Consider the following 16,310-nt stretch of genomic DNA (forward strand, 5'->3'; position numbering starts at 1 on the left):
GGAGAGTTGGCGCGTCAGCACTTATCGTGCCCGCCGTGCGAGCGAACGTGCGGGGCCGGGCTCCGGTCGTCGTCCAGGTGCGCGGCGGGCTGCGCCGGCGGCGCGGGCCGGTCGCCCGCGTGCTCGTCGCCTCCGCCGAAACCCTCGTGACCTGCGGTGTCGTGCTTCTGCTGTTCGTCGTACAGCAGCTCTGGTGGACCAATCAGCAGGCGCGTGCCCAGGCCGTGGAGCAGGTGCGCAACCTTGAGCGGGAGTGGGACTCCTCACCCCCGGTGCCGCCCCAGGACCCGGCGCAGTCCCAGGATCCGGTCCCGTCCCGGGATCCGGTGCCGTCTTCAGCGCCGGTGTCGTCTTCGGCCCCTGGCCCGTCGGCCACGCCCTCCGGCGCTCACGAACCCGACCCCGGCCCCGGGCCCTTCGCCGTCCTCCGCATCCCCCGGCTCTCCCTCACCGTCCCCATCGCCCCTGGCGTCGGCAAGCGCTCCGTCCTCGACCACGGCTACGTCGGGCACTACCCCGGCACCGGCGCCCCCGGCCGTACCGGGAACTTCGCCCTCGCCGGGCACCGCAACACCCACGGCGAGCCCTTCCGCCATCTCGACCGGCTCCGGCCCGGCGACACCGTCTCCGTCCGCACCCGCGACGGGACGTACGAGTACCGCGTCGACCGGATCCTCCCGGAGACCTCGCCCCGCGACACCGGCGTCATCGCCCCCGTGCCCCGGTCCCTCTACCGGCCCGCCTACGGGTACGACCAGGCGGGCGTCTATCTCACCCTCACCACCTGCACGCCCGAGTTCACCTCCCGCTACCGGCTCGTCGTGTGGGCGAAGCTGCTCCCGCCCAGAGCGTGACCGCCGCCCCGGCCACCCCGAGCACAGCCGACACCACCAGTGCCGTGTCCGCGCCCGTCGTCGACAGCGCCAGGGCGAGGGCCACGCCCGCCGAGGAGCCGATGTAGCGGGCGGTGTTGTTGGCGCCCGAGCCCATCGCCGCGCGCTCCTGCGGCACGGAGTCGACGGCGAGGCGCGGCAGCGCCGCGTTCAGCAGGCCGCTGCCTGCCCCCGCCACCACCAGACCGGGCAGCAGACGGACGATCGAGCCGCCTTCCAGGGTGCCGAACAGACCCAGCACACCCGCCGTCGACAGCGCGAACCCCAGCGCCAGTTGGTACGTCGCCGAGATCCGCCCCGCGAGCCGTCGCGTCTGCAGCGCCACCACGAACGCCGTGCCCGACCACAACAGGAACAGCCACGCCGTCGTGAGCGGCGAGAGCCCGGCGCCCCGCTGGAGCAGCGCCGGCAGCACGCTGAAGAAGCCGATCACGGCCAGGCCGGTGAACAGCGCGCCCGCCGTCGCCGCCCGGAACGCCGGCCGCCGGAAGAGGGACAGGTCGATCATCGGGGTCCGGCTCCGCCGCTCGACCACCACGAACACAGCCGTAAGCAGCACGGCCGCGACACCGAGCGCACCCACCGGCACCCGCAGCCAGCCGTCCCTGCCCAGCGTCAGCGCCGTCAGCGCGGCGGCGAGGGCCAGGCCCAGCGTGAGCGCGCCCGCGATGTCCGGGCGGCCCGCGCGCGGGGCGCGGGACTCGGCGAGGGTACGGGTGCCGAGTGCGGCGGCCAGCAGGGTGCCCGCGGCCAGGACCTCGTACGTGAGCCGCCAGTCGGCCAGGCTGCTCAGGCCGGCCGCGAGCAGCGGGCCCAGCGCGATGCCCGCGCTGACGAACGCGCCCCACACCCCGGTCGCCCGGATCCGGTCCGCGCCGGCCGGGTACGCGTGCGCCAGCAGCCCCAGGCTCGCGGCGAGCACGGCGGCGCTCGCCGCGCCCTGCGCGACGCGGGCGAGCGTGAAGGTCAGCGTGGAGCCGGCGAAGCCGCCGAGGGCGGTGGTGAGGCCGAGGGCGAGCGTGCCGAGCAGGAAGACCCGGCGCCTCCCGTGGTCGTCGGCGAGGCTGCCGGCGACCAGGAGGAGGACGGCGAGGCCGAGCGGGGTGCCGTTGAGCAGCCATGCCTGCGCGGAGGCGGGGGTGCCGAAGGCCCGGGTCATGCTGGGCAGGGTGAGCATCGGGGCCGTGTAGTTCGTCAACGTGAGCGCGGTGGCGGCGCTGGTCACGGCCAGGGTCGCGCCGGGGCGGTGCGCTTCCGGGCCTCTCGCTGAGGAGGCCACGGACTCGGTGGTGCGTGCGGCGAGCTCGGGCATGGCAGGACCTCAGGCTTCCGTAGAGCATCCTAGGTTCGTTCACTGAACCTTGCGTAGAGCACCACCGTAGCAGCAGAGGTTCAATCACTGAACCCACCCGGCTACACTCGTCCCCATGGCCCTCGGCAAGGACTACGCGACCCAGCAGTGCTCCATCGCTCGCGCCCTCGAAGTCATCGGCGAGCGCTGGACCCTCCTCGTCGTGCGCGACGCCTTCTACGGCGTCCGTCGCTACAACGACTTCCTCGCCCACCTCGGCGCCCCCCGCGCCGTCCTCGCCGCCCGCCTCCAGGCCCTCGTCGAGGCCGGGATCCTGGACAGGCGGCGCTACCAGGAGTCGCCGCCGCGCGACGAGTACGTGCTCACCGAGCGCGGCATCGCCCTGTGGCCCGTCCTGCGCTCGCTCGGGCGGTGGGGGCGCGAGGAACTGCCCGGCGCCGTGCCCGTACGCCACTTCCACCACGTCGACTGCGGCGCCGAGCTCGGCCCGTACGGCGAGTGCCCGGCCTGCCGGATCCCCGTCCACCCCGCCGACATCGAGATGCGGCCCGGCGCCGGAGTCGATCAGGACCCCGTCGACCCGGTCAGCCGCGCCCTCCTCAGGCCGCGCCGGCTCCTCGTCCCCCTGGACCCCGCGGAACTCTCGCTGCCCCAGGGGCGTCCTGTATAACGGCTTGTACGACATTCGAGCGGCAAGGAAGGAGGAAGGCATGACCCGCGGGTCCCTGCTGCGCGTACTCGCGCCGCTCCTCTTCCTCCTCGCCCTCGCCGACCTGCTGCTCTCCGACAGCACCGGTGGCATGACCGGCGTGGGCGGCGGCCTCTCCGCCGCGTTCGCCGTCGCCGCCACCGCCTTCCTCTGCGCCTTCACCGTCGGTGCCCGTACGGCCCTGCCCGTACCGCCCACCCGGGTCCGCACCGCCCTGCGCGAACGCGCCCGGCGCACCGCCTTCCTGCCGCAGCGCGACCCCGACGCCGCGGGCCGCCGCAGGCCCCGGGCACCCGGCCGTCCCCTCCCGACGGCCGCGTAGAGGCACCCCGACCTAGCCCGTCCCGCCCCTCCACGCGCTCCGTCCTGCCGAAAACCACCTTTCCCCGGCACGACGAGACCCCACGGAGGGCTCCCCCATGTCCGCACTCTTCGACGGCTTCGCCAACCTGGTCGAGCACCTCGCCGACCTCCTCAGCCCGCTCTTCGCCGGCGCCTCCACCGCCGCCGCCATCGTCCTGTTCACGATGGCCGTACGGCTCGCCGTCCACCCGCTCTCCCGCGCCGCCGCCCGCGGCCAGAAGGCCCGCACCCGGCTCGCCCCGCAACTCGCCGAGCTGCGCAAGAAGCACGCCAAGAACCCCGAGCAGCTGCAGAAGGCGGTCATGGCGCTGCACGCCGAGGAGAAGGTCTCGCCGTTCGCCGGCTGCCTGCCGAGCCTGCTCCAGGCGCCCGCGTTCTTCCTGATGTTCCACGTCTTCTCCAGCGGGCGGATGGCCGACCACAGCCTCCTCGGCGCCCCGCTCGGCGGCCACTTCGCCGACGCGCTCGGAAAGGGCGGCCTGCTCGGCTCCGCCGGCCTCGTCTACGTCGCCCTCTTCGCGATCGTCGCCGCCGTCGCCACGTACACCTACCTGCGTACGAAGCGGCAGCAGGCGCTCAACCCGGTCGCCCCCGCCGCCGCCGACCAGCCGGGCGCCGGGGCCGTCGCCGCCATGACCAAGTACCTGCCGCTGCTCTCCTTCGCGACCCTCATCTCGGTCGCCGTCGTCCCGCTCGCCGCCGCGCTCTACATCGTCACCAGCACCACCTGGACCGCCGTCGAGCGCGCCTTCCTCTACCGGGACATGCCCACCGCGCAGAACCTTGTTACCGCCGCGTAAGGGTCCAGGGTGTGAACGGGGTCTTGCAGACTGACCCGTTCTCTTGGAGGATCGACCAATCCTCCGATGGCCGCACTCCATCGGCCGGGGCTCATCACGGCCCGCGCGGCGACCTGCCGACGGGCCACCTCGACCAGAGGAACCAGAGGAGAAGACCATGAAGCTGCTGCGTGTCGGTCCGGCGGGCGCCGAGCGTCCCGCCCTCCTGGACCAGGACGGGACGCTGCGCGACCTGTCCGCCCTCGTGGACGACATCGACGGCGGGCTGCTCTCCGACGGTGCCGCCCTCGACCGGATCCGGGCCGCGCTCGGCGCGGGCGTGCTGCCCGCGCTCGACCCGGCCGGGCTGCGGATCGGTGCGCCGGTCGCCCGGATCGGCAAGGTCGTGTGCATCGGGCTGAACTACCACGGCCACGCAGCCGAGACCGGCCAGGCCACCCCCGCCGAGCCCGTCGTCTTCCTCAAGGCCGCCGACACCGTCGTCGGCCCGGACGACACCGTGCTCGTACCGCGCGGCTCGACCCGCACCGACTGGGAGGTCGAGCTCGCGGTCGTCATCGGCCGCACCGCCCGCTACCTGGAGACCGACGAGGAGGCCCTCGCCTCTGTCGCCGGTTACGCGGTCGCCCACGACGTCTCCGAGCGCGAGTTCCAGCTGGAGCGCGGCGGCACCTGGGACAAGGGCAAGAACTGCGAGACCTTCAACCCGCTCGGCCCCTGGCTCGTCACCGCCGACGAGGTCCCGGACCCGCAGGCCCTCGGGCTCAAGCTGTGGGTCAACGGCGAGCTCAAGCAGGACGGCCACACCTCCGACCAGATCTTCCCGGTCGCGCAGGTCGTCCGCTACGTCAGCCGGTTCATGACCCTCTACCCGGGCGACATCATCAACACCGGCACGCCGGCGGGCGTCGCCATGGGGCAGCCCGAGCCCAAGCCGTACCTGCGCGCCGGCGACGTCGTCGAGCTGGAGGTCGAGGGCCTGGGCCGGCAGCGCCAGGAGCTGAAGGACGCCTGAGGGCCGGGTCCAGGTCCGGGTCCGGGTCCAGGTCCGGTTCTGAGTCGTTCGGGCGACGCCGTGCGCGCGGTGCGCGTGGGGCGTCGCCTCGGGCGGTGGCGTTCTGCATATTGCCGCATATGCGCGCACATGTAATGAATCGGTCACCTCTGGTGTGGGTGGCAGCCGCCGCACTCGCCGGTCCCGCCGCACTCACCGGCCCGCTCGCCCTCCCCGCCTTCGCCGACCCGCTCCCCGGCGGCCTCGGCCCCTGCCTGCCGGGCAGCTGCCCCTCGCCGTATCCGGACGCCGGCAACGGCTCCGTCGCCGGCCGCGACGACAACATCAACGTCTTCGTCGGCGGCGACTTCCACGTCCGCGAGGCGGCGGCCGGGGCCGAGGGCAAGGTCGTGGTCCTCGGCGGCTTCGACATGGACAAGCGGGCGGGCGTCCCGCAGGTCTACAACGTCGGCGCCGCGGGCGTCGGTTCGCGCGTCCCGCCCGACAACGGCACCGCCTTCCTCACCACCGGCGGCGACGTCACGGTGGCCCCCGGGCAGCGCCTGCTCGCCGAGGAGGGCACGGCGCACGGAGTCGTACGGAGCGGGGGCGGCCTCACCGGCATGGTCAGCCCCGCCGCGGTGGCCGATCCCGGCGCGGCCGACCCGTACAAGAAGCTGCGCGACCAGCTGACCACCGCCAGCCGCTGCTACGCGTACGTGGCGGGCGAGCCGCGCACCGCGACCGGCACCGCCGTCAACCGCGGCGGCGAGACCCTCTTCACCGGCGACGGCACGTCCGCCCTCCAGGTCTTCGACGTCGACTTCGACCTGGAGTCGAAGAGCGGTGGCCGGCAGGGCATCCGGTTCACCGGCATCCCGGCCGACGCGACCGTCCTGGTCAACGTCCGCGGCACGAACCGGACCATCGACACCGGCACCGGCACCGGCACCGGCACCGGCACCGGTGCCGACACCGGCGTCGGCGGCTTTCCGAGCGGGCTGCGCGAGCGGCTGCTGTGGAACTTCCCCGACGCGTCCGCGGTGACGTTCGAGGGGACCGGCCGGCTCGACGGCAGCGTGCTGATCGGCGACACGAACAGCATGGCGACGGTGACCGTCCCCGGCATGAACGGGCGCTTCTTCACGAGTGGTTCGCTCACCCACACCTCGCGGATCGGCGGAAGCGGCGGGCAGCAACTGCACGCGTACCCGTTCGACGGCGAACTGCCCGACTGCGCGGAGCCCGAGACGACGCCGCCACCTGCGCCGACTCAGACTCCGACTCCGACCCCCACCCCGGCTCCCACCACGGCTTCGACACCAAGGGACGACGGCAAGGGGCCGGTCAGCGGCGGTGCCGCGGCCATGGGCGGCCACGGCGCCACCGGCCACGGCGCCACCGGAAGCGGCCAACTCCCCCACGCCGGCTCCGGTTCCGCCGCCGGCAAGGTCGTCATGGGCGCCATGGCCGTCGCCCTCACCGTCAGCGGCGTGGTCCTCGTGTCCGTCGCCCGCCGCCGACGGCGTGCTGGCTGACGCCCTACGCGTCGAGCAGCCGCTCCAGGCCGAGGACCACCAGCGCATGGTCCTCGACCTGCGGCAGGCCCGAGACCGTGACCGCGCCGACGACCCCGACGCCGGCCACCGCGATCGGGAACGAGCCGCCGTGCGCCGCGAACCGGTCGGGGTCCAGGCGCGAGGACTCCTCGAAGGTCGTGCCCTTGGCGCGGAAGCGGGTGCCGACGAGCAGCGAGCTCGCTCCGTACCGCTCCACGACCCGCCGCTTCCGGTCGATCCAGGCGTCGTTGTCGGCGCTGGAGCCGGGCAGCGCGCAGTGGAAGAGCTGCTGGGCGCCGCGCCGTACGTCGATCGCGACGGGGGCCCGGCGCTCGCGCGCGAGGTCGACCAGGATCGTGCCGAGCGTCCAGGCGTCCTCGTACGTGAAGCGGGGCAGGACCAGGCGCGCCTCCTGAGCCGCCAACTCCTCGACCGACTGCTCGAAGGAACTCACAGGATCACCGTCTCGCCCTCGAGCGCTGACTTACGCGCCGCTTCCAGGACGTCGAGCGCGGCGGCGGCCTCGTACGCCGTCACCGGGTTCGGTCCGGTGCCGCGCAGGGCGGCGGCGACGGCGGCGTAGAAGGCGGGATAGGCGCCGGGCCGGGTCTCGACGGGGGTGCCGCCGCCGGTGAGCGGGGACTCTCCCGCGCCGAGGCGGCCCCACAGCTCCTCGGATTCGATGCCCCAGGCGGCCCCGGGCTCGGGGCGCAGGCCCTCGCGCAGGGCGGCCTCCTGCGGGTCGAGCCCGTACTTCACGTAGCCGGCCTTCCGGCCCAGGACCCGGAAGCGGGGGCCGAGCTGGGCGGTGGTGGCGGACACCCACAGGTGGGAGTGGACGCCACCGAAGTGCGTGATCGCGATGAAGGTGTCGTCGTCGGCCTCGGCGCCGGGGCGGCGCACGTCGGACTCGGCGTACACGCGGACGGCCGGGCCGAAGAGCACGAGCGCCTGGTCGACGACGTGGCTGCCGAGGTCGTAGAGCAGTCCGCCGATCTCCTCCGGGGCGCCGGACTCGCGCCAGCCGCCCTTGGGCTGCGGGCGCCAGCGCTCGAAGCGGGACTCGAAGCGCTGGACCTCGCCGAGGGCGCCGTCGGCGAGCAGGGCCTGGAGCGTACGGAAGTCGTTGTCCCAGCGGCGGTTCTGGAAGACGGAGAGCAGCAGGCCGCGCTCGTCGGCGAGGGCGGCCAGGGCGCGGGCCTCGGCGGCGGTGGCGGCGAGCGGCTTGTCGACGACGACGGGCAGGCCGGCCCGCAGGGCGGCGGTGGCGACCGGGACATGGGTCTTGTTGGGGGAGGCGACGACGACCAGGTCGAGCTCGTCCGGCCGCGCGAGCAGCTCCTCGGCCGAAGCGGCCACCCGCACGCCGGGGTGCTCGGCGCGGGCCCGGGCGGCGCGCTCGGGGTTGCCGGTGGTGACCGTGTCGAGGACGAGGTCGGGGGAGGCGGCGATCAGCGGGGCGTGGAAGACGGAACCGGCGAGGCCGTAGCCGACGAGTCCGACCCGGAGCGGGGAAGTCATGCCCACCACTTTCGCAACGCTGTTGCCGAAGTGCAAGCGACCGGCACAATGGCCTGATGAAGAGGGACAACGGTGGAATAGGCGGCGCGAACCTGCCGGCGCTGCGGAGCCACAACGCGGCGCTGGTGCTCGATCTGCTGCGCACGGCGGGGGAGGCCGGCATCAGCCGCCTCGAACTCGCCGCCCGCACCGGCCTCACCCCGCAGGCCGTCAGCAAGATCACCGCGCGGCTGCGCGCCGAGGGTCTGGCCGCCGAGGCCGGGCGCCGCGCCTCCACCGGCGGCAAGCCGGCCACCGTGCTGCGGCTCGTGCCGGAGGCGGCGTACGCGATCGGGCTCCAGCTCGACCGCGACGAGCTCACCGCCGTCCTGCTCGACCTCGCGGGCGAGCGGGTCGCCGCCCGCCACGCCCCGCTCGACCTGGGCGCCGGCGCCGAAGCGGTCCTCGCGGCGGCCCACACCGAGGTGACCGCCCTCGCCGGCACGGGTGGCACCGGCACGGGTGGCGTCGGAACCCTCGGCGCGGGAATCGTCGGCGCCGGAATCCTCGGCGTCGGGGTCGCGATGCCGGGGCCGCTGGACCACCGGACCGGCACGCCCGGCCGCGTCACCGGCTTCCCCGAGTGGGACGGTTTCCCGCTCCGCGAGGAACTGGCCCGGCGGCTCGGACTGCCCGTCGCCCTCGACAAGGACACCAACGCCGCCGCCCTCGGCCTCGCCCTGCGCCCCGACGCGCCGGACTCCTTCGCCTACGTCCACCTGGGTACGGGCCTGGGCGCGGGCCTCGTCCTCGACGGCGCGGTGCTGCGCGGCGGCAGGACCGGGGCCGGGGAGCTCGGCCACCAGACCGTCCAGCTCGACGGACCGCCCTGCGACTGCGGCGGGCGCGGCTGCCTGGAGGTGCTCTGCCTGACGGCCCTGGCCCGCGGCGAGCTCGCCGAGGCCGCCCGCGTCCTGGGCACCGGCGCCGCCAACCTGGTCCGCCTCCTCGACATCGAGCGCGTACTCCTCGGCGGCCGCGCGGTACTCGCCGCCCCGGAGACGTACGCACACGGCGCCCGCGCGGTCCTGACCGGCCTCGGCCTCCCGGCGGACGTGGCGGTGGCGACGGGCGCGTACGCGGTCGCGGAGGGTGCGGCGCAACTGATCCTGGCGCCGTTGTTCGGCAAGTGACCCGGGGCCTCTGGTCCGCCGGGCCTCCGAGGTCTCTGGCTCTCCCGGCCCTGCGGGCCCGCCCCGGGCCACCCGGCCCGCCCCGGGCCACCCGGCCCGGCCCCGGGTCTCCCGGGCCCCGGCCCCGGCCCCGGCTCCCGGCCCCGGCTCCCGGGCCCCGGCCCCGGTCTCCCGGGTCCCGGCCCTGGGGGCCCGCCCCGGTCTCCCAGGCCTTGGCCCTGGGGCCCGCCCCGGTCTCCCGGGCCCCGACCCTCCGGGTCCTCCCGGCCCTCCGGGCCCGCCCCGGTCTCCCGGGCCCCGGCCCTCCGGGTCCTCCCGGCCCTCCGGGCCCGCCCCGGTCTCCCAGGCCCCGGCCCTCCGGGTCCTCCCGGCCCCCGGCCCTGCGCCCCTCCGAGCAGTCCTCTCATCGGAAAATAGGCTGATCGAGCGGAATCCGGAGCACGTACGGACGGCCCGGCCACGTCACTCCCCGCCCCGCCCCGCCCCGCGTGGCAGCGTCGCGGGCGACAGGCACGTCCGCGAGCAGCAAAGGCACCGGCCCCCCATGCGAGCCCTCATGCGAGCCCCCTTGCGACCGCGCAACGCCCTGGCCCTCGCCGCCACCACGGCCGCCGCCACCACGGCCGTCGCCCTGCTGGTGGCGCCCGCCGACCAGGCGCAGGCGGCGGCCGTCGCCGTGGCGCCCGCGTGCGGGGCGGTGAACGCGCCGGACTTTCCGCTGGCCACCCGGATCCACGGCGGCCCCGACGCCTACCCGGCGGGCGGCGCCTTCCGCACCTGGAACCTGGACCTGACGAACACCACGGCCCAGGCCTGCCGGGACATCCACCCCGTGCTCGTCCTCACCGACCGCGACCGGGCGCTGCTGCCGACGCAGATCAGAGCCGAGTTCTACGACGCGGAGGCCCGGGTGTGGCGGCCGGTGGCCTTCGAGAGCACCGACCAGGCCGAGAGCGTCGGCGTGTTCGACGCGAGCCGGACCGGCCTCGACGGGACGCCCGCCTTCCCCGGCTTCGAGGTGCCCGCGGGCCGTACGCTCACCGTCCCCGTCCGGCTCTCGTTCAGCGCCGACGCCGAGCCCGACGAGGTCGTGGTCAACGCGGCCGTCGTGCAGAAGCGGGGCGACGACGGCGACTGGGTGGGCGAGTCGGGCGACTACCGGCTGACGATCGGCCCCGCCGACCCGCACGACGAGACCTTCCCGACCGTCCCGAGCGCCGACCCGACCCCGACCCCGACCTCGGCCCCGACCCCGACCAGGGCCCCGGTCCCCTCGTCCTCCGCCGGCCCCGCGAGCCCCGCCGACCCCGGCACGGGGAAGGGCACCGGCATCACCCCGGGCCTCACCGGACTCCCCGGGCTCCCCGAACTCGCCCACACGGGACGCCAGCACGCCCTCCGGCTCGCCCCCTTCTCCGCCGCGCTCCTCGCGACCGGCGCCGGGCTCATGCTGCTCGCCCGACGCCGGCGCACCCGCGGGTCACGCTCCGTACACCCTCCCGTTCATTGACGTCTGCGACGATCACCGCGTGGAAAACGTGGACAACGAGAAGAACCCCGGCAACGCACCTGGCGCGCCCGTCCGTTCCGGCATCCCCGAGCACGGCCGCATCCCGAAGTACTACGCGGTCAAGGCCAAAGTGGCCGCGCTCATCACGGAGTTGGGCGAGGGCGGACTGCTGCCGACCGAGCGGGACCTCGCCGTGCGGTACGAGGTGTCGCGGGAGACCGTCCGGCAGGCCCTGCGCGAACTGCTCCTGGAGGGGCGGCTGCGGCGGCAGGGGCGCGGGACCGTGGTCGCCGGGCCCAAGCTGGAGCAGCCGCTGTCGCTCGCCAGCTACACCGAGGGCGTGCGCCGCCAGGGCCGCCGCCCCGGCCGTGCGCTGATCTCCCTCGACCGCTTCCCGTGCCCGGAGGCGCTGGCCCCCGAGGTCGGCGTGGCGCCCGGTGCGGCCGTCTGGCAAATGGAGCGGGTGCTGCTCGCCGACGACGAGCGGGTCGGCCTGGAGTCCACGTACGTCTCCGAGGCCCGCGCCCCGCGCCTGGACACCGAGTTCGACCCGGACTCCTCCTTCTACGCCTATCTCCACGACCGCCTCGGCGTGGCCTTCGGGGACGCCGACGAGCGGATCGAGACGGTGCTCGCGACCCCGCGCGAGGCGCTGCTCATCGGCACGCCGCCCGCGCTGCCGATGCTGCTCATCCACCGCGTCTCGCGCGACACCGACGGCCGGCCGCTGGAACGGGTGCGCACGCTCTACCGCGGCGACCGGTTCAGCTTCACCGCACACCTGGGCCGCCAGGACTGACCTGTTACGTCCCTGTTCGTTCCGCTATAAAGGTCACGAGAGGATAACGGGTCTGGTCCAAGCTTGTCGGGCCGTTCACCGTCCCGTCGCCAACCGGTCCGGCCCGGGTCATCCGTCGCCCCGACCGTATTCGCCATGAAGGTGATCGTCGTAGGAGCGGGCGTCGTGGGCACCATGCACGCCTGGCAGGCAGTCGAACGCGGCCATGAGGTCGTCCACATCGAGCGCGAGGCGGAGGCGCGCGGCGCGTCGCTCCGCAACTTCGGCCAGATCTGGGTCAGCGGCAGGGCGGGCGGCGAGGAGCTCGACACCGCCCTGCGCGCCCGGGAGTTGTGGGAGGGCATCGGGGCCCGCGTGCCCGACCTGGGTTTCCGGGCGATCGGCTCGCTCACCCCGGTCCGCGGCGCGCTCGAACTCGCCGTCGCCGAGGCCGCCGTGGCCCGCGAGGACGCCGCCGCCCGCGGGTACAAGCTGCTCACCCCGGCCGAGGCGCGGGCGGTCAACCCGGCCCTGCGCGGCGAGTTCGACGCCGCCCTGTGGTGCGAGCGGGACGCCGCCGTCGAACCGCGCACCGCCCAACTCGCCCTGCGCCAGGCCCTCCTGGCCTCCGGACGCTACACGTTCCTCCCGAACCGCGAGGTGCGCGAGGTCGTCGGCCGGAACGGGGTCCGCGACGACCACGGCGACGTCCACACCGGCGACGCCGTCGTCCTGTGCACCGGCGCCTCGCTCTCCGGCCTGGTCCGCGAGGTCGCCGGCGAGATACCGGTCCGCCGGGTCCGGCTCCAGATGATGCAGACCGACCCGCTCGGCGAGCCGCTCACCACCTCCGTCGCCGACGCCGACTCGTTCCGCTACTACCCGGCCTACGCGTCCCCCGCCCTGGACGCGCTCAACTCGGGCCAGGCGCAGGACCCGACCGCCGCCGCGCACAAGATGCAGCTGCTCATGGTGCAGCGCCTCGACGGCGGGCTGACCATCGGCGACACCCACGAGTACGAGCACCCCTTTGCCTTCGACACCGTCGAAGAGCCCTACGAGCACCTCGTCCGCGTCGTCGAGTCCCTGCTCGGCCGCCCGCTGCCGCGCATCCGGCGCCGCTGGGCCGGCGTGTACGCGCAGTGCACCGACACCAGCCGGGTCGTCCACCGCCAGCAGGTGCGCGACGCCGTCTGGCTGGTGACCGGACCCGGCGGCCGGGGCATGACCTGCTCGCCCGCCATCGCTGAGACCACCGCGAACGAACTGGCCTGGTGAAGACCGTGCAGAACACCCACAAGAACCTGATCGTCCTGGACATGGCCGGCACCACCGTCGCCGACGGCGGCCTCGTCGAGCAGGCCTTCACCGCCGCCGCCGAGCGCCTCGGCGAGGACCCGGCCACGATGATCGACTACGTCCGCGCCACCATGGGCGAGTCCAAGATCTCCGTCTTCCGCCACCTCTTCGGCGGTGACGAACAGCGCGCCCAGCAGGCCAACGTGGCCTTCGAGGAGGCGTACGGAGAGCTGGTCGCCGCAGGCCGCATCGCCCCCGTCCCCGGCGCCGCCGAGGCCGTCGCCGCGCTCAAGGAGCAGGGCCGGACGGTCGCCCTGACCACCGGCTTCGCCCGGGTCACCCAGGACGCCATCCTCGACGCCCTCGGCTGGCGCGACCTCGTCGACCTCACCCTCTGCCCGGCCGACGCAGGCGGCCGCGGCCGCCCGTACCCGGACATGGTGCTCGCCGCGTTCCTGCGCACCGGCGCCGTCGACGACGTCCGCCAGGTCGTGGTCGCCGGCGACACTTCGTACGACATGCTCAGCGGCGTCCGTTCCGGCGCCGGGATCGTCGCGGGCGTCCTCACCGGAGCCCACGACGAGCCGGCGCTCAAGGAGCACGGTGCCACCCACGTCCTGTCGTCCGTCGCCGAACTCCCCGCGCTGATAGGGGAGTACGAAGCATGACCAGCGGCATCCGCTTCGACGGCGTCTCCGTCGCGTACAACGGCCACACCGTCCTCGACCACCTCGACCTCACCGTCGAGCCCGGCGAGGTCATGGCCCTGCTCGGCCCCTCCGGCTCCGGCAAGACCACCGCCCTGCGCGCCGTCGCCGGATTCGTCCGGCCGGTCGCCGGGCGCGTGTTCATCGGCGACCGTGACGTCACCGGACTCCCGCCGTACAAGCGGGGGATCGGCATGGTCGTGCAGCAGTACGCGCTCTTCCCGCACATGCGGGTCGACGACAACGTCGCCTTCGGCCTCAAGGCCCGGAAGGCACCCAAGGGCGAGATCCCCGGCCGGGTCGCCGAGGCCCTGGAGATGACCGGGATGGCGGCCTACGCCAAGCGCTACCCGCGCGAGCTCTCCGGCGGCCAGCAGCAGCGTGTGGCCATCGCCCGCGCCCTCGCGATCCGGCCGAACGTCCTGCTCCTCGACGAGCCGCTGTCCGCGCTCGACGCCCAGCTCCGCTCCGGCATGCTCGCCGAACTGGCGCGGCTGCACCGCGAGTTGCCCGACGTCTCCATCCTGTACGTGACCCACGACCAGGTCGAGGCGCTCACCCTCGCGGACCGCATCGCCGTCATGGACCGCGCCCGGCTGCAGGACTGCGGCACCCCGCAGGAGCTGTACCGCAGGCCCCGCACCGCGTTCACCGCCTCCTTCGTCGGCAACGCCAACCTGCTGCCGGTGACCGTCGGCCCGGACGGCGTCACCCTCGACGGCACCGACGGCGTCGCCCTCAAGGTCCCGGTCGACGACGCGGCCCCGGGCGCCGCCGCCACCCTCTGCGTACGCCCGCACCTCGTCGGCCTCGGTCCCGGCCCCAACGCCCTCAGCGGCCGCATCGCCGAGGTGCAGTGGCGGGGCGCCACCCACCGCCTGTACGTCGAGGTGGGATCCGGCCACCGCGTGAAGGCGGACGTGCGGGAGCTGCGCGAGACGCCGGCGCTCGGCGACGAGGTGACGCTGCACTTCGCGCCGGAGGACGCCGTGCTGCTGGCCGCAGGGGTGACCGATGGCTAGCTCCGTGCCCGCGCTCACCGGCGCCCGGCCCGTGAGCGGCGGACGGCGACGCGCGGCCGCCGCCGCACCGGTCCTGTGGGCCCTCCCGCCCGTCCTCGCCCTCGCCGTCGTCTTCCTCTACCCCCTCGCGCTCGTCGTCCGCGAGTCCCTCGCGCCCGGCGCGTACGCCCAGGTCCTTGCCTCCGCCTCGTTCCGGGACGCGCTCGTCACCACCGTGTGGCTGGCCGCGGCCGCGACCGCCGGCTGCCTGGTCCTCGGTCTCGTCCTCGCGCTCGTCATCGCCTTCGTGCCGTTCCCCGGCGGGCGGGCGGTCGCGAAGTTCATCGACGTCTTCCTCTCCTTCCCGTCCTTCCTGATCACGCTCGCGCTGCTCTTCCTCTACGGCACGGTCGGCATGGCCAACGGTCTGTGGACGGACGCCACCGGCGCCGCCGACGGCCCGTTCCAGTTCCTGACCACGCCGTGGGGCGTGCTGCTCGCCGAGATCACGTACTTCACGCCCTTCGTGATGCGGCCGCTGCTCGCCGCGTTCTCGCAGCTCGACACCGCGCAGCTGGAGGTGGCGTCCTCGCTCGGCGCCCGCCCGCTGCGGATCGTGCGCCGGGTGATCCTGCCCGAGGCGCTCCCGGCCCTCGCCGCCGGCGGCAGCCTCGTCCTCGTCATGTGCCTCAACGAGTTCGGCATCGTGCTCTTCACCGGCGCCAAGGGCGTCACGACCCTGCCGATGCTCGTCTACGGCAAGGCCATCCTCGAGTCCGACTACGCGGCCGCGTGCGTGGTCGCCGTCGTCAACGTCCTGATCTCCGTGGGGCTCTACGCCCTCTACCGGGTGGTGAGCCGACGTGCTGGTGCATAGCCGTACGGGCAGGTGGGCCGTCTGGGCCCTCTTCGCGGTCCTCTTCGTGCCGCTCTTCGCCCTTCCCCTCCTCGTCATCCTCGCCGCCTCGTTCGCCACCCACTGGTCCGGCGCCTTCCCCTCCGGCCCGACCACCGCCCACTACGCCGCCGCCGTGCGCGGCGAGTCGCTCCAGGCGCTCACCACCAGCCTGGTCACCGCCCTCACCGCGAGCCTGCTCGCGCTGACCGTCGGCACCTGGGCCGCGCTCGCCGCCGCCGCGCTGCGCAAGCGGGGCCGGAGGATCCTCGACGCGCTGTTCATGCTGCCGGTCGCGGTGCCGTCCGTGGTCGTCGGGCTCGCCGTCCTGGTCGCCTTCTCGCAGCCGCCGCTCCTCCTGAACGGCACGCGCTGGATCGTGATCCTCGCGCACACCATTCTTGTCACGGCGTTCGCCTACCAGTCGGTCTCGGCCGCCATACTGCGTCTCGACCCGATGTACGAGCAGGCGGCCGCCAGCCTCGGCGCCCGCCCCTCGTACGTCCTGCTCAAGGTCCGGCTGCCCCTCCTGCTGCCGTCGCTGAACGCGGCGGCTGGGCTCTGCTTCGCCCTGTCCATGGGCGAGCTGAGCGCCACGATGATGCTCTATCCGCCGGACTGGCTGCCGCTGCCCGTGCTCGTCTTCACCGCCACCGACCGCGGCTCGCTCTTCACGGGCTCCGCGCTCGCGGTGGTCCTCATGGCGGCGACGCTCCTCGTCCTGCTCGCCGTCTCCCGTATCCGCACCAAGGCCTCGTACCGCTAGCACCCCCCCGTACCGCTAGGAGAGAACGACG

The 16,310-nt window shown here is 74.4% G+C and carries 17 protein-coding genes; 14 read left to right on the plus strand and 3 right to left on the minus strand.

Features of this window, described 5'->3' with window-relative positions; genetic code table 11:
* Positions 1 to 35 precede the first annotated feature (35 nt).
* Positions 36 to 854: a class E sortase gene (locus ACIRSU_RS34525; RefSeq protein WP_403800935.1), complete on the plus strand. Its 819-nt coding sequence runs from the start codon at positions 36 to 38 to the stop codon at positions 852 to 854.
* Here ACIRSU_RS34525 and ACIRSU_RS34530 read toward each other — a convergent pair.
* A complete protein-coding gene (locus ACIRSU_RS34530; RefSeq protein WP_403800937.1) occupies positions 799 to 2,205 on the minus strand; it encodes an MFS transporter in 1,407 nt (468 codons plus the stop codon). The two genes, ACIRSU_RS34525 and ACIRSU_RS34530, sit on opposite strands and share 56 nt — an antisense overlap.
* 115 nt (positions 2,206 to 2,320) lie before the next feature.
* On the opposite strand from ACIRSU_RS34530, the gene ACIRSU_RS34535 reads away from it, so the two are divergent.
* The 5 genes from ACIRSU_RS34535 (at position 2,321) to ACIRSU_RS34555 (ending at position 6,609) form a co-directional block, all read left to right on the plus strand.
* Positions 2,321 to 2,875, plus strand: a complete 555-nt coding sequence (locus ACIRSU_RS34535) for a winged helix-turn-helix transcriptional regulator (RefSeq protein ID WP_403800938.1) — start codon at positions 2,321 to 2,323, stop codon at positions 2,873 to 2,875.
* A 40-nt stretch (positions 2,876 to 2,915) separates the two neighbouring features.
* On the plus strand, positions 2,916 to 3,236 hold the full coding sequence (locus ACIRSU_RS34540) for a DUF6412 domain-containing protein (RefSeq protein WP_403800941.1): 321 nt from the start codon (positions 2,916 to 2,918) through the stop codon (positions 3,234 to 3,236).
* Positions 3,237 to 3,333: 97 nt separating this feature from the next.
* The gene (locus tag ACIRSU_RS34545; RefSeq protein WP_403800943.1) at positions 3,334 to 4,077 is read left to right on the plus strand and encodes a YidC/Oxa1 family membrane protein insertase; all 744 of its coding nucleotides are present in this window, start codon (positions 3,334 to 3,336) and stop codon (positions 4,075 to 4,077) included.
* 157 nt (positions 4,078 to 4,234) lie between these two features.
* Positions 4,235 to 5,092, plus strand: coding sequence for a fumarylacetoacetate hydrolase family protein (locus tag ACIRSU_RS34550; protein ID WP_403800946.1), 858 nt, complete (start codon positions 4,235 to 4,237; stop codon positions 5,090 to 5,092).
* Between the two features lie 158 nt (positions 5,093 to 5,250).
* Positions 5,251 to 6,609 (plus strand): choice-of-anchor A family protein, encoded by a 1,359-nt coding sequence (locus tag ACIRSU_RS34555; RefSeq protein WP_403800948.1) that lies wholly within the window; start codon positions 5,251 to 5,253, stop codon positions 6,607 to 6,609.
* A gap of 4 nt (positions 6,610 to 6,613) precedes the next feature.
* On the opposite strand, the gene ACIRSU_RS34560 is transcribed toward ACIRSU_RS34555, so the two are convergent.
* Both ACIRSU_RS34560 and ACIRSU_RS34565 read right to left on the minus strand, forming a co-directional pair.
* Positions 6,614 to 7,084: a heme-degrading domain-containing protein gene (locus tag ACIRSU_RS34560; RefSeq protein WP_403800951.1), complete on the minus strand. Its 471-nt coding sequence runs from the start codon at positions 7,082 to 7,084 to the stop codon at positions 6,614 to 6,616.
* Positions 7,081 to 8,151 (minus strand): Gfo/Idh/MocA family oxidoreductase, encoded by a 1,071-nt coding sequence (locus tag ACIRSU_RS34565; protein ID WP_403800953.1) that lies wholly within the window; start codon positions 8,149 to 8,151, stop codon positions 7,081 to 7,083. Before ACIRSU_RS34565 ends, ACIRSU_RS34560 begins: the two co-directional genes overlap by 4 nt.
* 56 nt (positions 8,152 to 8,207) lie before the next feature.
* Between ACIRSU_RS34565 and ACIRSU_RS34570 the strand changes: the two genes are divergently transcribed.
* From ACIRSU_RS34570 to ACIRSU_RS34605, 8 genes are all read left to right on the plus strand, one after another.
* On the plus strand, positions 8,208 to 9,323 hold the full coding sequence (locus ACIRSU_RS34570) for an ROK family protein (protein ID WP_403800956.1): 1,116 nt from the start codon (positions 8,208 to 8,210) through the stop codon (positions 9,321 to 9,323).
* A gap of 568 nt (positions 9,324 to 9,891) precedes the next feature.
* A complete protein-coding gene (locus ACIRSU_RS34575) occupies positions 9,892 to 10,833 on the plus strand; it encodes a hypothetical protein (RefSeq protein WP_403800959.1) in 942 nt (313 codons plus the stop codon).
* Between the two features lie 19 nt (positions 10,834 to 10,852).
* A complete protein-coding gene (locus ACIRSU_RS34580) occupies positions 10,853 to 11,632 on the plus strand; it encodes a GntR family transcriptional regulator (RefSeq protein WP_403800961.1) in 780 nt (259 codons plus the stop codon).
* Between the two features lie 135 nt (positions 11,633 to 11,767).
* The gene (locus tag ACIRSU_RS34585) at positions 11,768 to 12,889 is read left to right on the plus strand and encodes a TIGR03364 family FAD-dependent oxidoreductase (RefSeq protein ID WP_403800963.1); all 1,122 of its coding nucleotides are present in this window, start codon (positions 11,768 to 11,770) and stop codon (positions 12,887 to 12,889) included.
* A complete protein-coding gene (locus tag ACIRSU_RS34590) occupies positions 12,886 to 13,578 on the plus strand; it encodes a phosphonatase-like hydrolase (protein WP_403800966.1) in 693 nt (230 codons plus the stop codon). Before ACIRSU_RS34585 ends, ACIRSU_RS34590 begins: the two co-directional genes overlap by 4 nt.
* Entirely contained in the window at positions 13,575 to 14,639 is a 1,065-nt protein-coding gene (locus ACIRSU_RS34595) for an ABC transporter ATP-binding protein (protein ID WP_403800968.1), read from the plus strand. Before ACIRSU_RS34590 ends, ACIRSU_RS34595 begins: the two co-directional genes overlap by 4 nt.
* Entirely contained in the window at positions 14,632 to 15,495 is an 864-nt protein-coding gene (locus tag ACIRSU_RS34600) for a 2-aminoethylphosphonate ABC transporter permease subunit (protein ID WP_403800971.1), read from the plus strand. The genes ACIRSU_RS34595 and ACIRSU_RS34600 overlap by 8 nt, the downstream gene beginning before the upstream one ends.
* On the plus strand, positions 15,482 to 16,279 hold the full coding sequence (locus ACIRSU_RS34605; RefSeq protein ID WP_403800974.1) for an ABC transporter permease: 798 nt from the start codon (positions 15,482 to 15,484) through the stop codon (positions 16,277 to 16,279). The genes ACIRSU_RS34600 and ACIRSU_RS34605 overlap by 14 nt, the downstream gene beginning before the upstream one ends.
* Positions 16,280 to 16,310: the final 31 nt, after the last annotated feature.

The sequence above is a fragment of the Streptomyces sp. NPDC101160 genome (assembly GCF_044768205.1).
GTDB lineage: Bacteria > Actinomycetota > Actinomycetes > Streptomycetales > Streptomycetaceae > Streptomyces.